The sequence below is a fragment of the Levilactobacillus koreensis JCM 16448 genome, from assembly GCF_001435525.1.
Lineage (GTDB): Bacteria > Bacillota > Bacilli > Lactobacillales > Lactobacillaceae > Levilactobacillus > Levilactobacillus koreensis.
Genome location: NZ_AZDP01000006.1, coordinates 1 through 21,481 on the forward strand (window position 1 = coordinate 1; position 21,481 = coordinate 21,481).

Sequence of the window (21,481 nt, forward strand, 5' to 3'; positions counted from 1 at the left end):
GTACGGTGGTGTGAGAGGTCGGTAGTTGAAATAATCGACTACCTCCTACTCGATCTTCGAATTTATATGGCTGAAACGTGTGACAAAGGGGAGCCGGCGAGCATTAGAGGTCGCTTGCGTTTTGCATCATGTGTTCCATGACTCGGGCCAGCGTGTCGAGGTCGGCCTGTGGAATTCCCGCGGTGACTTGCTCGCGAAAGGCTTCGGCGAGGGGAATGGTCTGTGCTAGGAGGTCGCTTCCCGCCGATGTCAGGGTCAGTAGGCGTTCGCGCCGGTCGTGGGTGCTGACGGCAACCGTGATGAGATTAGTTAGATTCAGTTGATTCACGATTTTGACCATACTGGGACCGGTGATCCCAATCAGGTTGGCCAAGTCGCGTTGATTGGGCTGTCCCTGTTGGTCGATGTAATAGAGAGCCATCCAGGCACTACGATTCAGCCCCATTGGCGCCATGACATCGTTGAATTTATTGGAAAACAGCTTACTGCTGCGAGACGTGATACACATGATGCAGCTATCTAGATCAAATTGGGACGTGGCCATGGCCGTACACCTACCTCATAACTTTTTTTACATTATACCATTTTCCAGACGAAAATAGATAGTTAGCTAACTATTGACTTTGCTCATCATTTCATTATACTGGGGATATAAGCGCTTATCAAATTTCGCAATAGGGGGCTACACTGATGGAACGTTATCAAGCTTCAGCCAGAAAAACCGATTCTAGTCTGCAGGTCGATGTTCATTCGCGCGGTATCCATACGACGATTGATGAGCCAGCTAGTCTGGGTGGTGGCAATACGGGGATGAATCCGGTCGAACTGGTGCTCTCCGCGTTGGGGACCTCGCTACAGGAAACAGCTACGGAGTTGGCAGCTACGAACAAATTCAACTATGAACAAATGACGGTCGCGCTCGAAGGAGATTTGGACGCTGCGGGTTTTATGGGTGATCCGGACATCCGCAACGGGTTTCAAGAGATTCGCTATAACTTAGCGTTCAAGACGGACGAGACCCAGGCCGCCTGTGATCGATTCGCTGACAAGGTCGAAGCCAACTGTCCCGTAAAGGACATGCTGAGTAACGGGGTCACTATCGCGTTGGACCAAGTTGAAATCGTGTAAAGGAGGAACCCAACATGGCAATGGAGACGTTTAAAGTTAGAGTGACCGGGACGAAGCGGCCAAATGAATATCAAGCGACAGTCCGAGACTTCAAGGTCAACTTCGCCACGGACTCACCGGCAACGGTTGGTTCCCACGAAGCGATTCTACAGGCATTAGGCGCATGTGAAGCTATTGTGATGGCCTCATTTGACAAGCGGCAAAACTTTACTTACCGTGATTTTTACTATACCTTGGAAGGCCGGAAAGACGACGATTCGCCACGACTAGGGCTAGACAGGATCGGTGTGGCCGTCTATTTCAATACGGACGAAAGCAAGCAAAAATGCAATGAATTCATGGAATTCGCGGAGAATACCTGTCCCGTGATGGACAATTTGACCAACACCGTGCCGGTTAAACGGACTGGCGTTACGGTAGTTGGGTAGCTAAAAAGGAGTTACTTACCAATGGCCGATGGGTCGTGAGTAAGCAACTCCTTTTTGTGTTTGGATTAAATCTCCGGAATGTCCATTTCCTTAACGCGGCCATGCCGTCGCGTGTAGAAGAGTACGCCCATTAGCGAGAAAGTCAGGGTGACAGCGAACAGAATCGCCATTTCCGGTAGCGCCGAGTGGCCGATCATCAGCGTTTCTCGCAGACCACTGACCGAGTAGCTCATCGGCAGCCACGGGTGAATCGCCTGGAAGAAGCCATTTGTCAGTTGCAGCGGGTAGGTCCCGGCCGAGCTGCCCAGCTGGAGCACCAGCAGGATCATGCTGAAGAACGCACCGACCTTGCCGACGACCAGATTGAGCCAGTAGACGATGCTCATGAAGGCCGTTCCGGTGATCAGGATCATGCCAAATGTCGCCCACGGATGAATCGGGGCCAAGCCGTCGACACTGGCCATCAAGACTGTCATAAAGAGGGTTTCGCCCAAAACGAAGGCGTTCATGATCGACGCCTTGCCGAGCCACCAGCCCCAGCCAGTCCGCGGGTATTTGCGCGGCGTATACATATCAAACATCAGATTGAACGCCAGCGCACCAACGAACAGGGAGACCGACATCATGTAAGGGGCCATTCCAGTCCCGTTATCCGGGGCGTCGTCGTGGTCGCTATGCGCAGTAGCCGTTGGGGTGGCAAATTGGCGGTACGTCAGTTGGGAGGGATGAACGGTGGCCTGCTTGCTAGCACCTTTCAGTGAAGATGCCAACTTGGCATTGCCGTTGGTGACGGTGGCCGCACCCGAGGCAGCTTGACCGGCACCGGTTGCGAGGGTTGTTGCGCCAGCTGTGAGGCGACCGCTTCCCGTTGCGACCGTCTGCATGGCGCTGGTTAGTTGCGGCCCACTGGTTGCCAAAGTGGTTAAGCCGTCGTTCAGCGTGTTTGCGCCGGCTGCTAGCCGGGTGACCCCTTGTTTGAGGTGGGGTGTCTTATCGTTTAGCGTCTCCAGACCACTGGCCAAGCTTGCTGCACCGCTGTTTAGCGTGATGTTCTTGGTAGTTAGTTGGTGAGCCCCGGCAGCCAGTTGACTGCCACCGTTAGCTAGTTGTGCGGTTCCTTGTGCGAGATTCCCACTCTTAGTCGCTAGTTGCTGGGTGCCGGTCGCCAGCTGGGTTGCACCGGTGGTCAGTTGAGTGAGTCCATCCGTCAAGGTCGGGGTTTTACTATTGAGGGTGGTCAGTCCGGTACTCAGGTTACCCAACGATTGATTGGCTTGTTGTAGGCCAGACGTTAAGCCTTGAGCACCGGTCGTTAGGGTAGCGAGACTGCTGGCTAGCTGGTCTTGCTTAGTGGCAGCGGTGCTTAGGCCGTTCTTCAGGGTCGTCATGGCACTAGTTGTGGTGCTGAGACTGGTGAGATCATTACTGAGTTGTTTTGCCGCGGCTTGGGCTGTGGTCAACGCGTCACTGCTGGGATTGCCGCTGACGGCCTTGAGCATCGCGGCCTTTTGGGTGGCGGTCAACTTTTGGGAATCGGCCGCCGCGGCCACTTTACTCTGGAGATCGCTTTCCTGGTTAGTTGCGGCCAGAGTGGTCAGCGCCGTCTGCAGACGATTGGCGTCGGTCTTAACGGCGTCGGTGCTCTGCGTACTTCCGGCCAACTGACTGACCGCAGATTTGAGGGCGGCCTGTTGCCCTTGTGATGAGGTCAATCCGGCTTGAATCTGTTGTAAACCAGCCGTCAGCGCCGTACTACCGGTTACCAGCTGACCGAATTTACTGGTGAGCTGCTGACTGCCATCGGCTAGGGTGGTAATGCTGCCGGTCAATTGGCCGGTGTTCGCATTCAGGGTCGTTAAATTGGAGCTGAGTTGCTGCGTACCGGAATTGGTGGCGGCGATCCCGCTGACGACCTTTTGTGTGCCGGCGTTCACTGTTTGACTGCCACTAGCGACCTTGCCAGCCGCCGTGTTGATCGTGCTCGTACCTTGCGTGTAGGCGGCCACGCCACTGCTGACTTGGTGGCTGCCAGTCGCGAGCTGCCGGATACCACTGACGATCTGGTTGGACTGACTGAGCAGTTGGTCGAGGCCGGTGCTGAGCTGGTGACTCCCGGCTTGAGCCTGACGTACGCCACCAACGTAATCGGTGAGCTTGCTGGTAATGGTCTGTTCACCGTTGGTCAGCGCCACGCTACTAGCGGTCAGGGTGGTCAACCCCTGCGCGATTTTGCTATCGGCGGTGGTCAATTTTTGGCTGCCAGTCGCTAACTTTTGGCTCCCTTTTCCGGCAGTCTTTAATCCGGTCCCCAGCCTCTTAATAGCCGTAAATAGGGTGTGGGCGTAGCTCTTGGTCACCTGCTCCCCCACGGATTGGGCGGCGGACTTAGCGGCCGTCGCAGTCAGTTTGGACGCCGTGTAATTGTGACCCGCGCTGGTCTGATAGTGCAGTACCATTCGCCGCGGCGTGGTTGCCATCAGCGTGGTTGCGTTGTGCGAAAAATCATGGGGAATCGTCATCACCATGTAGTATTTGCCGTTAGTTAATCCGCGTTCGGCCGCTCGTTGTGTGGTGACCGGTTTAAATTTCATCGCAGTCGAGGCCTTCAAATTCTGCGTGAGATCCTTCCCCGCTGCCAAATGAGTGCCCTGATACGTGACCGGTCGATCCTGATTGACCACGGCAACTGGCAGGTCAGCTAACTTACCGTAGGGGTCCCACAATGACTTTAAAAACGTTACGGCGTAGATGGATGGAATCAACATGACCACCACCAACACCACCAGTAAAAACTTGTGCTTGATTAAATATCGCCATTCTGCATGAATCATCGGCGACGCCCCCCGTTCTATGGTATCCTGTGAGCAAAAGATGCACCTCACATGTGGCCAAATCATACCGAGTCCGGTACTGAACGTCCACAACAAAGTAGGGCAACCTGAGGATTAAGCCACAGGTTCGCCACATCTGGGGTCTAATGGAGGGATTCGATGACAGATCGACGTGTTATCCGAACTAACGAAGCGCTACGAGCAGCCTTTAGAAAACTAGCTCAGCAGTACCGCTTCCATGAAATTACCGTGCAACAGCTGACTGATGAGGCCAATATCAACCGCAAGACGTTCTATCTACATTTTGACTCGATCGACGACCTGGCCGACAGTTTTACGGCAGAGATCGCCGACCAATTACTCAGCCTATTACTACGAGAACCGGCGAACCATGACCCGCTCAACCACTCCGGCGTCTGGTTCGATCGGCTGACCGCTTTTTTTGACCAAGCGCCTAAGTTCTATACCTTTATATTGACGTCGGACGACTACAGTTTCTTGTCGCGGCGGGTGAAGAACCGGGTCGTGGCGGGACTGGCAGCCAACTTTCAAACGGATTATCAGCTCAGTGAAGTTGATGCACTACTCGGCGTGAACTTTCTGATCAACAGTACGCTGACGCTGTTTCGGCTCTACATCACGGGTGAATTAGCGATGTCCAAGGCGGACTTTCGTCGGCGAATCATGGCATTGAACTTGAATGGGTTACAGGGCTTCTTGGAGACCGTGCGTTAGTCAAAAGGAGCGGGCCAACAGGTGATTAGCTGATGAGCGTTAGGGCTGACAATTGAATAGTCCCGGTATAAGCTTAGAGATGCAAAAAAGACCGCTGACGAGTTGTCGGCGATCTTATTTTTGATAGATGAAAACCAAATCACTCGCCGTCGAATGCGCGGGTGAAAATGCCCAGTCCGGGTGGTCGAAGTCCTTGATGTCAGCAATCGTGGCGGCTTGATGTTCGGCCAGAAAGCGGACCATTTCGCCGCGGGCCATTTTAGCCAGCGTGGCCTTGGTCTTGAGCTTGCCAGCGACCAGACTGGCAAAGACGACGGTGATGAAGGGCTGCTGTGGCTGCAGATAGGGTCGAATCGTCTTGGCGTATTCTTGTGAGGCCAGGTTGACAATGGGTTCTGCGGTTGGCGCAAGCGCCCGGTATAGCCGGTCTTGCCAGAAGGCGTAGAGGTTGGGGGTGCCCGCAACCTGTAATTTGGATTGCATTTCTAGGCGGTAGGGAACGACCCCGTCAAATGGCCGGAGAATTCCGTAAAATCCAGAAAGAATGCGCAGGTTGGCCCGCACGTAATCCAAGGCCGGGGCGGTAAATAAGTCCGGCGCCATGTATTGGTATTGGATACCGGAAAACGCAAGCAGGGCGGGCGTCAGTTGCCGATTGAGGTCGAGTTTTTGTAGCCAATCGTAATTGGGCTGAGCAAGCTTGTCGCTGCAGTGCCAGAGGGTTTTGGCCTGTGCGTAGGTCAATTGACGCAGCTCGGCCAGTATCTGTTGCGTTTGTGCTAAGTATTGGGGGGTGTCGTCGTAGCCGAAGGTATCGGTGTCGACGACCATTTTTTTGGCTGGTGCGATGATGATTTTCAAGGACGCGGACTCCTTTCAAGGGCGACTGCTGTTTCACGTGAAACACTAGACTGATGGGAATGAGGCTTAATCAATGAGGCAAAGTAGCGGCTAATCGGGCGCTCTTCCAATCAGGATAGCATTTTAGATAATAAAAAACAGCCCCGCGCAGAACGCGAGACTGAAGTGGTGAGGTGCGGCGACCTTCGGAATGCTTGCGCACCGATCGCGTACCCCCACCTTGGTTTGGCACCACGAGTAGTATCGCACGACCGACTAGGGCAAGTCAAGCAAAATTGGTTGTTTCACGTGGAACATTTGTCGTCAAGGGACTGGTACTTCGGCCAAGCCTATGAAATAATTAGGGCAAGACTTGCGCCAGAAGGGATGAGACGGGATGAATCTGACGACTATTAAGTGGGATCGAGATGGGTATCAAGCGTTTCTGGAGGAATTAGCAGGGTTAGGCAATCCCCAATCCGTACCGCGAATGGCGAAGATAGTCCCAACGGAGCGGCCAATTTTGGGAATTCCAATGAAGACGTTGCGTGAGCTGGGTAAGGCAATCAGTCAAGGTACGGCAACTGACTTCTTGCAAGTTGCAGGGACGGAATATTATGAAGTCATCATTATTCAGGGATACGTCATCAGCAATTTACCGTTAACGTGTTCAGAACTGGCGATTCACTGTGAACACTACATTTCGTTGGCCGATAATTGGGCCGTCTGTGACATGGTGATTCATTTTAAACAGGTGCGGGCCTTTCGTGAGAAATTCTTGGCGGTCATCACGCGTTACCTCAAGTCGACAAATCCATGGCAGCAGCGAGTGGGACTAGTTTTTCTGCTAAAATTCTACCTGACACCCGAGATGATTGCTACCGCGCTTCAGTTGGCTAGTGGTGTGACGAGCAATCACTACTACGTGCAAATGGGGCAAGCGTGGTTACTGGCGGCGGCATTTTCAAAGCAACCCGCTGAGATTTACGAGTTGTTGCGAACGGGGGTTAGCTTAGCGGTTGTGCAACGGACAGTGGCGAAAATCAAGTCACTGACGCACACGACACCTGCTGAAAAGGCCGAGCTAACGGCGATTTTAAAAGAACGACGGCGGATGGATAAGGGACGGTGATGATGAGATGCAAGTACAGGCAGTAACGGCGAATAACCCATTGATGCCGGTGTATTTTCAAGGCCGTTGGGTCGAAAAGACGATTCGTGGGCAACGCGTCATGTATAGTACGAATCTGGGCGCGGAGTTCTGGTTCCGTGTTGACCAGGCCAGCTTGGTAACCCTTAATATACTAAAGTTAGCCAGCGATGTCAGCCCCTGGATAGCTGTGCAGATCGACGGCCTGCCCTATCAACGGATTGCGGTCGAAACGTTGCCGTGGCGCTTGGTCTTGGACGGCCACCGTCACGTGATCCGGGTGGTCATGAGTGGCAATACGGATGCGGACCAACTGTGGGCGACCGATGCGGGGTTTGCCGTACAGTCGGTGACGAGTGATGGTGACTTGCAGCCGGTCCGACCGGGGAAGCACAGCGTCACCTTCATTGGCGACTCGATTACGGCCGGGTGCTGGGTGATTCCTGGCCGGCACGCCGCGGTAGATTACCGCGCGGAGGGCAACTACGCCGCCATTGCCAGTGACTTGTTTGGATTACGCGATGTGCGGGTGGCCTACAGTGCGGCCGGTGTGTCCTGGCCGGGAACCGGTGGCGTACCCCCGCTACCACAAGTTTTGACGGCAATCGATGACCGAACGCCGTGGAAACCGGAGCAAACGGACCTTGTCGTGGTCAATGTGGGCACAAATGACCGGCGAATCACAGCGGCGGAGTTTGAACCGTTATTTGTAAAGTTTCTACGCCAGATTCAACGCCTGTACCCGGCGAGTCAGGTGGCGGTGATGGTCCCATTCAATCAACATTTCGCCGCAGTCATCTCGGCAGTGACGAAACGGGTGGGGGCTGACCTCATCGCCACAGCCGATTGGCAACCGACCACAACGGATGGGGTTCACGTAGACACGGCCGGGTCACGGTTAGCGGGACAGAAACTGGCGGAAAAATTACGAGAATTGTACTCAGAACTATTAATAACTAATAATTAACAATTATTAATAATAGGAAAGGGAGATTTTAAGATGACAGAACAACCACCAGTAGCGATGGAAATTACGATTAAGCTTGAAGACGTGATACCCGCAGTTTGGCGGACACTCATTGTGCCCATTTCGCTACGTTATGATCAGCTGAATGTTCTTCTACAATTGACGTTTGGCTGGGAGAACGAGCACTTGCACCTTTTTCATCCCAAAGGTAATCAAGACCGTGAATACGTACCGGAGCCGGATAATGGTTCCGCCAATAGCATGTTTGGGCTTGTGGAGATTGGGACGAATGAAGCTTACCCCTATCAAGATTTGATCGCTGGGCCGGTAATTTACAAGTATGACTTCGGCGATTGCTGGGAGCACGAAATTCGGCTGAAACACCTGCTGACCTTTAATGAACTGGATGGTCGGACCTTGCCTAGCTGTGTTCGGGGGTCTGGTGCAGCCCCTGGGGAGGATGCCCGGGGCCTCGGTGAGGATGAGGATGTGTCGGTCCCCTATGATCGAAAAGCGCTCAATACTCAACTTGAGAAGTGGGCGACAGCCGGGAATAGTTTGTTGTTTGAACTTAATGATTATTAGGTAAGCGAGGCAATTGTGAGCCCCTAATGGTATCTGTGAAATAAGATGGTTAGTTGACCAAAAATTCCCTTGACGGTTAACGATTGAACGTGTAATCTGACTATTAAATGATAAAATGATTAGAATTCTCATTTTGATAATGAATGGAAGGGGTCTTGTGTGTGAAAGTTGAGAGTAAACGGCGGTGGGTCGCGCCTTTTCGACCGAGTGAGACGTTTCAGACGTCAACCAGTGTCATTACCTTTTTTATTGGGTGGGGCATTATTATTTTGCTATTAAATTTAAGCTTATTCACGAAACAGGGCTATACGCCGGCAATTCCAGCGCCGATTCATTTTACCGGTGGGTCGCTCTTAGACGCGAGCTGGACTGGTGTGCGGTTTATGGGCGTATTGATCCTATTCTCGATGTTACCAGTGAAGTGGCCGCTAGCACTACCGGTGATGTGGGGGATTAGCATCAGTGTGAGCAGTCTAGCGCAACTGGGTATGTCGTTTAATGATGGCGGGGACATCTTCTTTATGCGGACACTATTAGTCATCGGCCAGTTGGGCGTCTTATACTTTGCGACCCGACTAGCACGTAGCACGCAATTGGGAACCAAATTTGTGGTGAGTGACCATTACAGTGTTCGCTGGGGCCAAGCTTTCTTGACCAGTTGGCGAGAAAATTGGATCGGGGTCGTCGTGACGTTGGCCGTTTATATTTTGGCATTGGCGGCACTGAACCCGCTGGAGCTGTGAGCAGATTGATTGCGTCGAGAATACATACTTCGATATACTAGTTATTACAATAACTGTTAGTCAACACAACTAATTTTAGGAGGCGACTCTCATGAGAAATCTACTGTTAGGTGTCAGTTTAGCGGCCAACGTGGCGTTAGGTTACTTGTTGTTCCAGGATAAGGAACAATTGCGTGCGCTGCGAGCCCATGCCGATAGTGCTGCCGACAAGGTGGTTGGCAAGGTCGAGCAGCTGAAGGGCGCAGTCGCCGATGATCCGGTCGACCAACTCAAAGGAAAATTTCACGAGGGCCGCGGCGAAGTTAAAGATGCAATCGAAGGTGTACGGGAAGAGTTAGCAGAATAGGTTAGGTAGCGGCACCGGAAGTGATGGGTGGCCGCTTTTTTTGTTTCACGTGGAACAAATAGTAGGTAATGGTGTGATGAGATTAGAAATTAATGACGAATCTTGAGGGTAGGAGATGGACCTGACGGTGGTAGACACCATAGCGTGGTATAATCTATGCAACAATTACGAGGAGGTTGATGTTATGGCCGAAAAAGATATCAACAAGCTGATTGAAGATGCACAAAGACTTGATCCATCAGCGCTGATGGCAGGTATCGAAAATGAAAAAGACCCGACGAAAAAGGCAATCTATGTCGCAGCTTATGACTACGTAATTGGTCAGAGACAAAAGAAGATTATTGATCAAAAGGAGTTTGTACGATGACGGTAAAGCGTCCGCAATGTATTATTATTGCTGGGGTTAATGGTGTTGGAAAATCGACTTTTTATTCCAGTAATGAGTATTTATTTACAGGCACAATCCGAATTAATGCGGACGAAATTTTACGTCAACAACATGGGGATTGGCGTAAGTCAGCTGATAACTTAAGGGCGATGCGTCAAGAGTTAATTAAAATCCATCAGGCTATCAAAGAGAAGCAAGCATTTCATATGGAGACGACGTTATCGGGAAATGCGCGAACGTTACTTGATATAATTGCGGAAGCACGTCAGCAAAAATTTGAGATATCACTGTATTATTTGGCTGTTAGAAGTCCACAAACAGCGGTAGAGCGGGTACAAATTCGTGTAAAAAAAGGTGGACACGGTGTACCAGAACAAACTGTTTTGAAACGGTATGTGAAAACACTTAGTAACTTGCCAAAAATTGCTAAAGTTGCTGATAGAGTGAGAATTTTTGATAATGATGTTTCAAATAAGTTAATTTACTCTCGTACAAATCAGAACATTGATTTTAATATACTTCCGCTTTATGACTGGCTTCCTCAAGAAGCAGATATATTTCCTGACTATCTTTGAATAATAATCGGAAAGTGGTAAGTGTCCATATGTATTTGAAATCATTGTACCTGGCATGCACCTCACCCGCTATCTCCTAATCTAGACGTGTATAATAGACCTCGGAGTCTTAATTTAGATGAGGTGAGTTTTTGAAGAAGTTAGCACCCCTGTTTGTGGGGTTGGGCGCGCTCAGTTTTGGTGTGCCCGCGTCGTTATTTAAAATTGCTGCTCGCGAAGGCGTCGTCAACGGGCCGCTATTGTTCTGGTCGTTTTTAAGCGCTGTCATCATTCTCGGGGTGATTCATATTGCTCGGCGACGGTGGCTACGTTATCAGCACACCAACTGGAAACAGATTCTGTTGGTGATTGCTGCGGGGACGGCTTCTGGGTTCACGAATACGTTCTACATCCAGTCGCTGAAATTAATTCCGGTGGCTGCGGCCGCGGTCATGCTGATGCAGGCCGTCTGGTTGTCGGTCCTATTGGGCGCCGTCATCCATCGGCAATGGCCAACGCGGTTGCAAGTACTGAGCATCGTGCTGGTTCTGATTGGGACGGTATTGGCAGCGGGGCTCTTTCCGATTGAACAGGCACTCTCGCCGTGGGGACTATTTCTCAGCTTTCTGGCGGCCTGTGCTTATGCCTGCACTATGCAGTTTACGGCTAGTCTGGGTAACAATCTCGACCCCTTGAGCAAAACGTGGTTGCTCTGTGTCGGCGCTTTTCTCCTGATCTCCATTGTTTGGGGACCACAAATTGCGACGGCCCGTATCACAGCGCCAACGATTGGCTGGGGCATGCTGATTGCCTTGTTCTCAATGGTCTTTCCGTTGGTGGCCTACTCGATCTTCATGCAGTACTTGGACCTGGGAATCGGCCCAATTTTGTCCTCACTGGAATTGCCGTCATCCATCACGGTCGCCTTTATCTTACTAGGCGAAACCGTGAGCTGGCTGCAAATGCTGGGTGTGGTCATCATTATTACGGCGGTCGTCTTACCCAACATTTGGGGGATGCAGCGCCGCAGTCAACTTAACTAAAATGTTTCATGTGAAACAAAAGGACGGTGACAAATTGTCATCGTCCTTTTAACTTGTCTTCTGTACGAAAACAGTTGGTGTTGCGACCGCTTGACTGCGAACAATCCGGTGTCCCAGCACGATACTGGCGGTGGCACCGAGAATGATAATGGCGAGAATCATTTTCAACGTTTTGCTCATGGCGAGGCCTCCTCACCGGTAGTTTACCATGAATCGAGTGAAAAGTCGTTGCGGTCGGTCACCGTTCCTCGCGCCGCGGTTTGATTGACCGGACATACTAGAACTGCTAGGTTAAGGGCGAGGATTGTCTAGACCGAGTAACGAGTTTTACGTATACTAAAAGGAAAACGAAGAGGGGGCTGCCATCATCGCCGTTACTTTATCCAACAAACTAAGAGATCTTTTATTAGCCAGCAATTTGGGGTTGAGTCGTGACCACCGGCTGGCCGGCTGGAACGTACTGACCATTTTATACCATGATGGTGCCATGAGTGGCGTCGTGACCACACTGGGAACCTTGTTACAAGCTTACAACGCCAACTACCTTGAGTTGGATGAACGACCGTTGACCGACGTTGTCTTGAAACGCATTTTGGATGTTTTAAGTGATCAAGCTAAATTGGTCGAGGTTGCGCCCCGAAAAGTGCGGTTACCTATGAAAAATGGGGCCTATCACATTCAGCAGTCGTTCGTGTACAAGATCACCAGCAGTGGTATCGAGTATCTGACCATGATGCAGCGGGTTATCGACGCCGACAATACGGTGACCGCCAACATCACGCGGATTCAAGAATACTGTGATCTAGTCGTCAAACTAACGGACCCCAGTTTAGCCGCAGATAGCACGCAATTATACAACGACTTTCAGAACATGCTGGCAGCCTACGCGGACGTGATGAAGGGGATGCATAAGCTGGACGAAGATCTCAGTGAGTTAGCGAACGACTTGGCGTTCAATCACGGTGGTGAGGCAGCCAACCACCTGCAAGGAATGCTACGAGACCGCGCGATTCCAGCGTTTCGAAAATTACTCGCGCAGGGACCCCGATTGCAGGCATTGGCCAACTCCACAGACTTTAGCCAACGAGTAGCCCGTAGCCAACAGGGGAGTGATGACTTGGACGCCGCGCATGCCGTGGGTGATCAAGGAAAAATGTTACTTCGTTTCCAGAAGGCGCGGGACTATACGCAACGGCAATTAGATCGCTTGGCTGCAAGTTTTGATCCCAGTCCTACCGCTATTGATAGTAGTATGGACACGGTCTACCTCCTATTTCAAACGATTCTCGATGCGATTCGCCTGCTCAGTCAGGAGTACGATCATATTCAGGGTCAGACGGTCGATATTCAAGCATTGACCGGGAAAATTGATGAGTTGCTGACGCACTACCAATCGGTCGTCGTCCGGCAACCGTTGCCACGGCACCTCCCTCAGGATCGAGAGGTAGATGATGCTGCTGATTTATTGGACGCCACAACAATGGGGGCGGTCGTTTACGAAGCCATGCCACAGCGAACCGTGGCCGTCACCGAGGCGGATAACCCGCAGTTAGCGGACGATGACCCCGATGTGGCAGATGATCAAGCAGGGCTGGCAGAGTTCCAGCGCGTGATCATGCAGCGTGCCGACTATGGGGAGGTCAATCACGATTTGGAAATGACTTCGATTCACGCGCGCGATGAGGTAATTCGGCTGTATAGTGCGACCGGAATTGACCATTACGATAGCTTTGCGCCGTTTGGTCGCCCCGTCGTGAAGGTCGAAACCTTACCGAATAGTCAGCCAATTCACGTCCATTGCGGCGACGAGGCCTATACGGTGACCTTGCCAAGTGGATTTGCGGTTTGGTTTGCACCAACTGTAGATTCTCTATAGGAAGCAATCTGCCACGCACAAGATTTGATAGGCGAACAGCTTGTACTGAGTTGGTAAAGGTTATATTGTTTATGTAAATAAGAACATTTGTTCGTTTTAGCGTGCTATACTGACAAAACAAAGAAAGGAAATATGTGAATTTGAAAAGTTCGCTGCGGCATTTTCATAGGCCAGAATTTTTCATAACTCGCATAGTGGGTGCCTATGAGCGACTTACACGGACCAGAACAATTAATCGTCAATGAGTTATTAAATCATGGTATTTTCACTAGCACCATCACACCGCAGACTAGTAGGCAAATGGCAGATGCCATTAACGCCCTAAAGCGGCCCCAGACCCAGCAACGGTTAAATAGCTTTTTCAAGGGTCTACTAGGAGTGGTACCAGATAACTATCAGGAAAATCTCTTGTTTCTGCCAGGGAACCAGCGACTGGATGCCGATTCGGTCCACGTCTTTCTGGCGACACTCAAGGCTGTGATTAATTTACCGGAATTACAGAATCAGCAGAGTGACCGGGTCGTCTTGACGCAGACCATCGTCCGTCAGGTCCACAGTGAAGTCGTGAACCTTGATGAAAAGGAAATCCGCCGCCGGATCACGGCGTTATTTGTTGACCGGTTTGGCCTGTTCACCCCGGACATGCCAGAGGTCAGCGCCGTTGAACGCACGGAAGAAATTGATGATTACTGGGATGTCAGCCCGGACTTTAATTACGTGGCGGCGTGTTTGGTGGAACACCTGCAGGCGGCCACGGTGGATCCGGAGCCGACGCCGCTGCAACGGGTGAATCGGGCGTTACTAACGCAACGGTACGTGGATCGTTCGTCACGGGTTTGGTTAGACTTAGTCACGCATAAGGCAGAGATTGCCGAGCAGTGGGCCCAATTAGACCGATTTGATCTGGAGTGTGGGGATGACTATGCCTTACTGCTGGATAAGTCACGAAAGAAAAGTGAGGCCAAGCCCGCAGTCGTCGCCGTTGCAGTAGCACGTTCATTGGGAGTGGGTCTGCCAACGGATACGGTGACGACACGAATTCATCAGATTATCCATCAGCTATTTCCAGAGAGCACGATTAACGTTACGCTGGTCAAACAAGCGCTAACTGAGATGGCATTGGTACGTGAGCGCGATGGCTATGTCAGCCCGACACCGATTGCTCACCGATTTTCTATGCGCACGCAGCAGGCCACAACGGAGGAGAAGTAAATGACAGTGAGACATCAATTAACGCCGGTGAGTTTTCACCTGCGAAATTTTAATAAATATTCGAGTCTAGACCTAGCTGCTGCGAAAAACGGTAATCTTACATTGATTGGGGAGAATGCAGCGGGGAAGACGACCTTGGCCAACTGTTTCTTTCCGATGTTGATCGATGGGTCGATTGCCACGCCATCGTTTAATTCGGCTAAGGGAACCGATCGTTTGGAGAGTACGGGAACGCCACGGAATAGTCAGCGTGATACGCGGAATTTTGAGAGTATGTTATTGGGCTGGGGACCAGGAGCGATGAAGGTCCGCACTGGCTACAGCTATCTTTTGCTACAATCAAAGACGCGTCAAGTTATTTTGGGCTTGGGCGCGCATCGTGCTGTGGGCGAGCTGCGTAAACCAACTTGGTGGTTTGTTGTAATCAGTGATGATGTGACAGATGCGTTAAGCATTGTGACGACCGATGCTGACGGAAGTAGCTTAGGTGAAGAAGCCTTTCGTGCAGCAAATGCTGGTTTGGGTGAGCAATTACACCTATTTAATCAGGCGCCGGCTTACCGTGAGTACGTCGCCACACAGGTTTACGGGTTTTCGAATGGCGAAGCGCTGGGTAAATTGGCCGCGGTCTATCGATTATTAGCATCGCCCATTTTGACTGGAGGAAATGCACGGTTTACGCCGATTCGAGAAGCCTTGAAGAATGCACAAGAGGGTATTGACTCACAGGTGATCGGTCGGGTGGCGGATAGCCAGCGAGAAGTCAATCGAACCAAGGGTGTGCTTCAACGTCTGAAGAAAGCTGAGGAGCGCCTTCAGCGGATGAAAAAAGAAATATTTTGGCGTAACTTGAACCATCTCCGTGAAGCGACCCTGGATCCCTATAGTCAGGTACATCAGGATTTTGAGGGCAAACAAGAGACCGTAAGCCAAAATCAGCAGACCATTGGGCGGGTCACACAGCAACTGGAATTAATGGCAACGAACCTCACGCAGGTTGAGGATACTTTGAAGGGGTTACGCCAGGAGAAGGCCAATCAGAACGGTATTGTGCAGCGCCGTAAAGAGTATGAGCAACAAATTACCAGTCTCCAACAGCGGTTGTTAACGTATCGCAAGCAACAAGAACAGTTAACTGAATTGCGGAAAAAATTAGCAACGGTCGCAACGCAACAAAGCGAGTTGACTACCCAGCAACGGGGCCTAAATGATCAGCACCTGCGGCCATTGCTGACCAAGCTAGCTGCCCAAGCAAAAGAACTACCAGAATTGATGGACGTTGTGACGGAGGTCGACTCAGCCAAATTAGCCCAGCGGTTAGGGGAGTATCTCCAGCAATTTAAAGATTTCCGTAATCAATATGATGATTGTGAGCGTGCAAAGGAGCGGGTGAGCAAGGATGTTCAAATCGTCGTAGAGATGCGCGACGAACTACGCGGTCGAATCGATGAGCACGCCCAAGGGCCACTGTACGGTCGGGTCAGAAAGGATATTCACCAGGATAACCAGGAAGTCCATGATGCCGGGGCCACCCAGATGAACGGGGAATTTCAGCGGCTATTAGCAAAACAACAGCAGCTGTTAAAGGCTCATCCAGACCTGAAGCACATTCTTAAGTCACCGGACTTCTTAACTGACTTACGGCAGCAGCGCCGTTTGTTGACGGACCTGTTGCAGAAGATAGCTGAAGGTCAACGGCAACTTGACCAATTGACCCAACAGCAACAGTTCTTTGATCAACAGGTTACGGATGTTTTAGCAGCCGTTGAACCTGATTTTGATGAGCGACACGTGACCGCAGAAATAGCAGCTACTCAGCAGCGCCGCGATGCGTTGATTGTCGACACTGAAATTGACACGAAGATTAAGCAAGCTGAGGCGGAGCAGACGCAGCTAAATGGGGAGCAACAACGACTAGATAATCAGCGGTCCTTAGCCGAAGGAAAAATTGCAACGGCGAAAGAAGACATGGCACGTTTGACAACTCGGTTGGATCAATTGGCAAAGCAAAGTCGAGCAGCATTGGAGACGTTGGCACCATATCAGCCACAAGACGCGCAATTGACCACAATTACCGATGCTATTGAATTTGTACAAGAGAATCGGAGCGAAGTTCGTAACAGCAGTTATGGTGATATCAGCGATTGGATCGGTCGGTTGATCCACCACAATGACAGCAACGGGACCGACCGTAATGCGCTGGATACCCTATTTGAGGAGCGGGGCTATGCTGACTTTGCGAGTGCCATGCGCCAGCAACGTTCCATTAATCAGAACGGGTTAACGGTGGTCGCCTTTGATATTAATCGGGCCTTATTGTTGATGACTACGGACCAGAATCATGTGACAAAGTCGTTGAAGGAACTGACGACGGGAAATGACGTGGCTCAAGATACGTATTTAACGGCGGCAATTCAGCGAATCACAGCCCAGTATCAGTTAATTGCGGACTACAACCGGATGTTAACTGAAGGTGTTAGTCGCGAACAAAGCATCAAGTTGAAGGTCGAGTTGACGCCAACCGAGGTCAGTGATCAGGTGATCAAGGAGGCTTGTGACCCCTTAGCGGACAAACGGCCAGCATTAGTTGCGGAGATTCGTAATCGGTTGGAAAAACTGGCCAATGATTTAACCGTTGCTGACGATGATGATCTGTTTATGGATGCGGCACAACGCTTGCTGGACACGCGTCAATGGTCAGCCTTTAAAGTGCTTATCAAGCGGCGGCAGAGTGCAGAGGATAACTATGAAGAGGTTGATGATAAATTCGTTCAATCCGGGGGTTCGGGTGCCGAGAAGGCCCAAGCCATGGTCTTACCCTTGCTACTGGTGCCGAAGATGGTCTTGCAACGAGCACAACTGAAGGATGCACCGTATTTAGTCATGTTTGATGAGTTTGCCGATAAATTGGATCCGGAAACGGCGAAATCCTTTGCAAAGACCATCGCTCGTTTTGGGTTTAATTTCATTGCGACGATGCCGAGTGGTGCACAAAATAAAATTTTGGCCGACCGGGTGGACAATATTGCGTATGATGTGATTGCTCCCCAGAATCAAAATGACGGGCGGTTCCATCGTAATATCATCCGAGAAGCCTTGAGTTGGGGAGATGCGCATGCCAAGTCGGTATCTTAAGCGTTACGTTGCGGAAACGGGAAAAGCGGCACCAAAGGAGGCTGCCCGGTTGGATAGCTTGTTTAATCGGATTGCTGCCGGCGAGACCTTGCCGCCGCGTGGACAACAAGCGGTCGAGGCTGGATTGACGGCGCATAGCTTGAATGACGCGCAAGAGAATCCGGCCGTTTATGACTATTATCAGTGGGTATTAGCCCATTGCTTTACTGAGCAACAGGTCGACGAGGTGCCGGCCAAGCTGATTGGAATGGCGTTCATTTGTGCCAATGTTTTTGAGACGGATCTACCCCAGCCACTAACGTTAAATCCATGGCAGATTACGGCGATGGCCGACTTTCCCTTACGTCATCATCGAATCATAATTGTCGAGAACAATGGTGTCTTTGCTTGGTTGCACCGGCGCCATCCAGAGTGGCCGTTAATCGATCAGTCGGGGAATGATTTTAACTCGGCATACGTGATGTTGATGCGTACACTGGTTAAGCGCGGGGTGCATTTTACTTATCTAGGTGACCTTGATAGTCGGGGAATTCAGATTGCTGACCACTTATTGAATGAGTTGGCAATTGATCCAGCAGAATTTACGGCGCTTCAGAGTCCAGCGAATGTCCTGAAATGGGTGACGTTAAAGGGTAAGTCTGATTCACAACGTACACGCCCAGTGACGGTGAAGGCACCGGTGTTTCAGCAGGAATTAAATTCACTGACCTTAGTTAAAAAATTTGTTGAACAGGAGCAGTTGATTACGGAGTACGAAGAATTAATCACTGCATGGTTAAAATTGAAATAGGAGTCAAAAATGGCGCCGAGAAACTTGAGTAGAAAGTTTCTCGACGTCATTTTAGTCGTAGTTAAAGGTCTTTGTTATGAGCAGTCAAATCGCTAGGAACCTGACACGTTCCCAGAGTTACTAGGGTCACGGTAATAAACAAAGCAGCAAAGGATGCGATGAGCTTAATCAACATGGGCCGTTCCTCCTGACTAAGATTTGGGAGTCACCGAAAGTGTAACACGGAAAGCGAGGTAGCGGGAAAGAGTCGTTTTACCCAGCAATTCAGGCCCTGAGACAACTAATTAGTGGGTGATTTTTTGTGAGATTGCCGATTTACCAATGCGAGGCGTGACCCGTGGCCGTAAATAAAAAGACGAGCCATAAATCGCTCGTCTCACAGCATTAACCACTAATGCCATCGTATCCAATGAATGTAAAGTAGGGCGTGCCACCAACTGAATAGAGACTGTTAAAGGTGCCGGCAATGCCGTTATCTTCGTCACCTAACGTGTGTTGGGGATTATGCAAGTTCTTCAGTGTTAGCCGATATTGATAAGCACCAGTATGGCTGACCCGCTTAGTTTTGACACCCTTAATATGATGGCTAAAGTAGAGTCGCCGGTAAGGGTCGTGGTAATCTGTCTTCGTAATTTTAGCTAGTCCAGTTGGTTTTTGGTAGAAGCCTAGGCCGGCACTAGCTGTGGAATCATAGGTCAAGACTTCTGCATAGCCGTCCGGCGTAATTCGCAGACTCTTACTAGAGGGTTCAATGGGACTCAATGCCGCCTTAGCTCCGCCAATGTAGAGGTCACCATGACTGTAACCGGGCATAAAATCGGGGACCTTAACGCGTTTGAATGCCATGAGCTCGGTGGTCGCCTTTAAAGTGACTTGTGGATCGTAAGCCCCAGCACCAGGGTCAATTGTATAGTTTTTGGGAGCACTCTGTTGGATTAGCGGGTAGCTAAGACGTGCTAAATAAAGTTGAAGGCTAGGGACTAAGTAACCATGGCGCTTAGTCGTTGTCAGAGACCCGGCAACAACTGTGCCAGCAGGAAGGGTTAACGCTCGTTTAACGGGAGCACCTATCTTTTTAGTAGGGATGTAGTTTACTTTGACTTTGACATCACGAGTTGTTTGAAAGTATTGGCTTAGGTTTAAAAAATCGGTACTAGCGGCGAAATCGCCGACCTTTACAATAGCACTGGGCTTTTCGGTTTGGGCATTTCCAATCAGGTTGCTCATTAAAAATGCAGCCATCAATGCGAATATGCCGAGTCCCCATTTACCAACTTTACTCACGCTTTTCCAGCCTCCTAATTTTGATGATATACCCAATTATACCTGATTCGATTATAGATAATAGAGAAGATACACCAATAAATTCGAATTGATGCGGTACTGGCGAAATTATTTTTCCGGAGGCGGGTAATATTTCCCGGGGAATAAATTTCAGATTCAGAAGTTGTATAGAGCGTAGTTGTATGGAGATTCATAGGAAAGGGTTGTCCCACAAAATAAGAAACAAATTTTGGCAAAATCATCAAGATTTCATGGTATTAACCCGGGTTATAATCCTTGAGAAGTACTGCCATGGACATAGCCAACAGCGAGTTAAGAGCTAAATAACTCGTGTCTGCAACTGGTAGTTATGTTGCCAGTTCACAGCAGAATAAAATGTAAAAACAGCAGGAGCTTGAACTCTCGTCGTTTTTTGGTTAAAGGTAGTAGAAACGAAAATCAATATCCTGATCATGATTACCAAATCCCTTGCCATACAGGGTTAACCCACCAACGTGTTTCGCCGTTTTCTTCACCGCCAACCGCAGATTCCAATACTGCGTTTGCCGAGAGAAGTCGTCAATAGTGACATCGGAAATCTTTTCGCCGCTGACGAATGTGCCCTCATGTGTGACCTGAAGGGTCTTCAACAAGCCATACTGGTTCATATTGTTCGGCCACCATTCCGGGTTCAGTTCACCGCGGACATCGGCATAGTCGCCCGGGCTTTCCCAGAACCCCAGATCGATACCGTTGAGTTCGAAGCTGATGTCAGATGGCCAATTGTCGTTGGTAAAGGGGAACTCTGAAGCTACTTCAAAACTAATTTCGACCTGTTGGATCGTTTGTGACCGGTCTAACAGATTGGGGACCTTGTAGTCAATGTAACCTTTGGCAAACCAAAGGATGCCAGCGTTGACGCGGTCGGGGTCCATAAAATATTTCGGATCATCCAAGTGGCCAATATAACTCTTTGTCGTGGCTAACCCGCAGACCGGGTCGACGTCGTAGTCGACATAGTGGCCGATCGGTAGGTGCGTCTCATAGCGGGAGTAGGCCGATTCTTTACGATTTGGGAAATTAATGCCTAAATAACTGACCCGTAACTGCGAGATTTTTTGGACGCCGTTCTTACCTGGCTTCCGAGTAGTCTCAATGATTTTCGCTCGTTCCAGTTGGTTCACATGGGAACTCACAATGGACTTGCTGAGATGCAGGTGCGCACTGAGTTCCTGAATATTCATTTCGCGTTTGGAGAGGAGGTCGATGATTCGAAGCCGAATCGGACTGGCTAGTGCTTTTAGCAAGCCAACCGATGATTGATTTAGGTCGATTTCCATTAAATATTCACCTCATTTGCATATTAAGTTCATATATATATTAACATAAAGCCGTCATAAAGCCTGCAAATTCGTCGAAAATAACGTAACTAGTGAACATAACCCCAATATTTACCCATTTAGTTCT

21 protein-coding genes are annotated in these 21,481 nt (G+C 50.2%); 15 read left to right on the forward strand and 6 right to left on the reverse strand.

What is annotated here, in order from left to right:
- Positions 1-103: 103 nt before the first annotated feature.
- Positions 104-544, reverse strand: coding sequence for a MarR family winged helix-turn-helix transcriptional regulator (locus FC99_RS00160; protein ID WP_048733552.1), 441 nt, complete (start codon positions 542-544; stop codon positions 104-106).
- A gap of 146 nt (positions 545-690) precedes the next feature.
- Here FC99_RS00160 and FC99_RS00165 point away from each other — a divergent pair, with 146 nt between their 5' ends.
- Positions 691-1,128: an OsmC family protein gene (locus FC99_RS00165; RefSeq protein ID WP_048733550.1), complete on the forward strand. Its 438-nt coding sequence runs from the start codon at positions 691-693 to the stop codon at positions 1,126-1,128.
- 14 nt (positions 1,129-1,142) lie between these two features.
- On the forward strand, positions 1,143-1,556 hold the full coding sequence (locus FC99_RS00170; protein WP_048733549.1) for an OsmC family protein: 414 nt from the start codon (positions 1,143-1,145) through the stop codon (positions 1,554-1,556).
- A 65-nt stretch (positions 1,557-1,621) separates the two neighbouring features.
- Here the strand turns inward: FC99_RS00170 and FC99_RS00175 are convergent, their stop codons facing one another.
- Entirely contained in the window at positions 1,622-4,387 is a 2,766-nt protein-coding gene (locus FC99_RS00175; RefSeq protein WP_048733547.1) for a YhgE/Pip domain-containing protein, read from the reverse strand.
- Between the two features lie 159 nt (positions 4,388-4,546).
- Here FC99_RS00175 and FC99_RS00180 point away from each other — a divergent pair, with 159 nt between their 5' ends.
- Complete coding sequence (locus FC99_RS00180; RefSeq protein WP_048733545.1) at positions 4,547-5,122, forward strand: TetR/AcrR family transcriptional regulator; 576 nt, start codon at positions 4,547-4,549, stop codon at positions 5,120-5,122.
- A gap of 114 nt (positions 5,123-5,236) precedes the next feature.
- Here the strand turns inward: FC99_RS00180 and yaaA are convergent, their stop codons facing one another.
- Complete coding sequence (gene yaaA, locus FC99_RS00185) at positions 5,237-5,983, reverse strand: peroxide stress protein YaaA (RefSeq protein WP_048733543.1); 747 nt, start codon at positions 5,981-5,983, stop codon at positions 5,237-5,239.
- Between the two features lie 376 nt (positions 5,984-6,359).
- Between yaaA and FC99_RS00190 the strand changes: the two genes are divergently transcribed.
- From FC99_RS00190 to FC99_RS00225, 8 genes are all read left to right on the forward strand, one after another.
- A complete protein-coding gene (locus tag FC99_RS00190) occupies positions 6,360-7,094 on the forward strand; it encodes a DNA alkylation repair protein (protein ID WP_048733541.1) in 735 nt (244 codons plus the stop codon).
- A gap of 7 nt (positions 7,095-7,101) precedes the next feature.
- Entirely contained in the window at positions 7,102-8,079 is a 978-nt protein-coding gene (locus FC99_RS00195; protein ID WP_048733538.1) for an SGNH/GDSL hydrolase family protein, read from the forward strand.
- Between the two features lie 33 nt (positions 8,080-8,112).
- Positions 8,113-8,664: a plasmid pRiA4b ORF-3 family protein gene (locus FC99_RS00200; RefSeq protein ID WP_048733536.1), complete on the forward strand. Its 552-nt coding sequence runs from the start codon at positions 8,113-8,115 to the stop codon at positions 8,662-8,664.
- Between the two features lie 161 nt (positions 8,665-8,825).
- A complete protein-coding gene (locus tag FC99_RS00205; protein ID WP_048733534.1) occupies positions 8,826-9,407 on the forward strand; it encodes a hypothetical protein in 582 nt (193 codons plus the stop codon).
- Positions 9,408-9,498: 91 nt separating this feature from the next.
- The gene (locus tag FC99_RS00210) at positions 9,499-9,753 is read left to right on the forward strand and encodes a CsbD family protein (RefSeq protein ID WP_048733533.1); all 255 of its coding nucleotides are present in this window, start codon (positions 9,499-9,501) and stop codon (positions 9,751-9,753) included.
- Between the two features lie 184 nt (positions 9,754-9,937).
- Positions 9,938-10,120: a hypothetical protein gene (locus FC99_RS00215; protein WP_156166909.1), complete on the forward strand. Its 183-nt coding sequence runs from the start codon at positions 9,938-9,940 to the stop codon at positions 10,118-10,120.
- Entirely contained in the window at positions 10,117-10,716 is a 600-nt protein-coding gene (locus FC99_RS00220) for an ATPase (RefSeq protein WP_048733529.1), read from the forward strand. The genes FC99_RS00215 and FC99_RS00220 overlap by 4 nt, the downstream gene beginning before the upstream one ends.
- Positions 10,717-10,847: 131 nt before the next feature.
- Positions 10,848-11,738, forward strand: coding sequence for an EamA family transporter (locus FC99_RS00225; protein ID WP_048733527.1), 891 nt, complete (start codon positions 10,848-10,850; stop codon positions 11,736-11,738).
- 48 nt (positions 11,739-11,786) lie between these two features.
- Here the strand turns inward: FC99_RS00225 and FC99_RS14340 are convergent, their stop codons facing one another.
- Positions 11,787-11,918: a hypothetical protein gene (locus FC99_RS14340; RefSeq protein WP_268872108.1), complete on the reverse strand. Its 132-nt coding sequence runs from the start codon at positions 11,916-11,918 to the stop codon at positions 11,787-11,789.
- Positions 11,919-12,105: 187 nt separating this feature from the next.
- Between FC99_RS14340 and FC99_RS00230 the strand changes: the two genes are divergently transcribed.
- The 4 genes from FC99_RS00230 to FC99_RS00245 all read left to right on the forward strand — a co-directional run bounded on the left by FC99_RS00230 (position 12,106) and on the right by FC99_RS00245 (position 18,751).
- The gene (locus FC99_RS00230) at positions 12,106-13,614 is read left to right on the forward strand and encodes a hypothetical protein (RefSeq protein ID WP_048733526.1); all 1,509 of its coding nucleotides are present in this window, start codon (positions 12,106-12,108) and stop codon (positions 13,612-13,614) included.
- Positions 13,615-13,818: 204 nt separating this feature from the next.
- On the forward strand, positions 13,819-14,826 hold the full coding sequence (locus FC99_RS00235; RefSeq protein WP_048733523.1) for a hypothetical protein: 1,008 nt from the start codon (positions 13,819-13,821) through the stop codon (positions 14,824-14,826).
- Complete coding sequence (locus tag FC99_RS14055; protein ID WP_048733520.1) at positions 14,827-17,961, forward strand: SbcC/MukB-like Walker B domain-containing protein; 3,135 nt, start codon at positions 14,827-14,829, stop codon at positions 17,959-17,961. It abuts the gene before it with no gap.
- Entirely contained in the window at positions 17,942-18,751 is an 810-nt protein-coding gene (locus tag FC99_RS00245) for a DUF2399 domain-containing protein (protein ID WP_048733518.1), read from the forward strand. Before FC99_RS14055 ends, FC99_RS00245 begins: the two co-directional genes overlap by 20 nt.
- A 384-nt stretch (positions 18,752-19,135) precedes the next feature.
- Here the strand turns inward: FC99_RS00245 and FC99_RS00250 are convergent, their stop codons facing one another.
- Positions 19,136-20,035, reverse strand: coding sequence for a hypothetical protein (locus FC99_RS00250; RefSeq protein WP_191979300.1), 900 nt, complete (start codon positions 20,033-20,035; stop codon positions 19,136-19,138).
- Between the two features lie 416 nt (positions 20,036-20,451).
- Positions 20,452-21,354 carry an ArsR/SmtB family transcription factor gene (locus FC99_RS00255; RefSeq protein WP_048733517.1) on the reverse strand — a complete coding sequence of 301 codons (903 nt, stop codon included), beginning with the start codon at positions 21,352-21,354 and terminating at the stop codon, positions 20,452-20,454.
- Positions 21,355-21,481 lie beyond the last annotated feature (127 nt).

Excerpts from the sequence above, each read along its gene's own strand:
- FC99_RS14340 (WP_268872108.1), bottom strand. The coding sequence starts at position 11,918 with ATGAGCAAAACGTTGAAAATGATTCTCGCCATTATCATTCTCGGTGCC.
- FC99_RS00235 (WP_048733523.1), top strand. The coding sequence starts at position 13,819 with ATGAGCGACTTACACGGACCAGAACAATTAATCGTCAATGAGTTATTA.
- FC99_RS00190 (WP_048733541.1), top strand. The coding sequence starts at position 6,360 with ATGAATCTGACGACTATTAAGTGGGATCGAGATGGGTATCAAGCGTTT.
- FC99_RS00195 (WP_048733538.1), top strand. The coding sequence starts at position 7,102 with ATGCAAGTACAGGCAGTAACGGCGAATAACCCATTGATGCCGGTGTAT.
- FC99_RS00245 (WP_048733518.1), top strand. The coding sequence starts at position 17,942 with ATGCCAAGTCGGTATCTTAAGCGTTACGTTGCGGAAACGGGAAAAGCG.
- FC99_RS00175 (WP_048733547.1), bottom strand. The coding sequence starts at position 4,387 with ATGATTCATGCAGAATGGCGATATTTAATCAAGCACAAGTTTTTACTG.
- FC99_RS00200 (WP_048733536.1), top strand. The coding sequence starts at position 8,113 with ATGACAGAACAACCACCAGTAGCGATGGAAATTACGATTAAGCTTGAA.
- FC99_RS00255 (WP_048733517.1), bottom strand. The coding sequence starts at position 21,354 with ATGGAAATCGACCTAAATCAATCATCGGTTGGCTTGCTAAAAGCACTA.
- FC99_RS00215 (WP_156166909.1), top strand. The coding sequence starts at position 9,938 with ATGGCCGAAAAAGATATCAACAAGCTGATTGAAGATGCACAAAGACTT.
- FC99_RS00220 (WP_048733529.1), top strand. The coding sequence starts at position 10,117 with ATGACGGTAAAGCGTCCGCAATGTATTATTATTGCTGGGGTTAATGGT.
- FC99_RS00180 (WP_048733545.1), top strand. The coding sequence starts at position 4,547 with ATGACAGATCGACGTGTTATCCGAACTAACGAAGCGCTACGAGCAGCC.
- FC99_RS14055 (WP_048733520.1), top strand. The coding sequence starts at position 14,827 with ATGACAGTGAGACATCAATTAACGCCGGTGAGTTTTCACCTGCGAAAT.
- FC99_RS00210 (WP_048733533.1), top strand. The coding sequence starts at position 9,499 with ATGAGAAATCTACTGTTAGGTGTCAGTTTAGCGGCCAACGTGGCGTTA.
- FC99_RS00165 (WP_048733550.1), top strand. The coding sequence starts at position 691 with ATGGAACGTTATCAAGCTTCAGCCAGAAAAACCGATTCTAGTCTGCAG.
- FC99_RS00170 (WP_048733549.1), top strand. The coding sequence starts at position 1,143 with ATGGCAATGGAGACGTTTAAAGTTAGAGTGACCGGGACGAAGCGGCCA.
- FC99_RS00160 (WP_048733552.1), bottom strand. The coding sequence starts at position 544 with ATGGCCACGTCCCAATTTGATCTAGATAGCTGCATCATGTGTATCACG.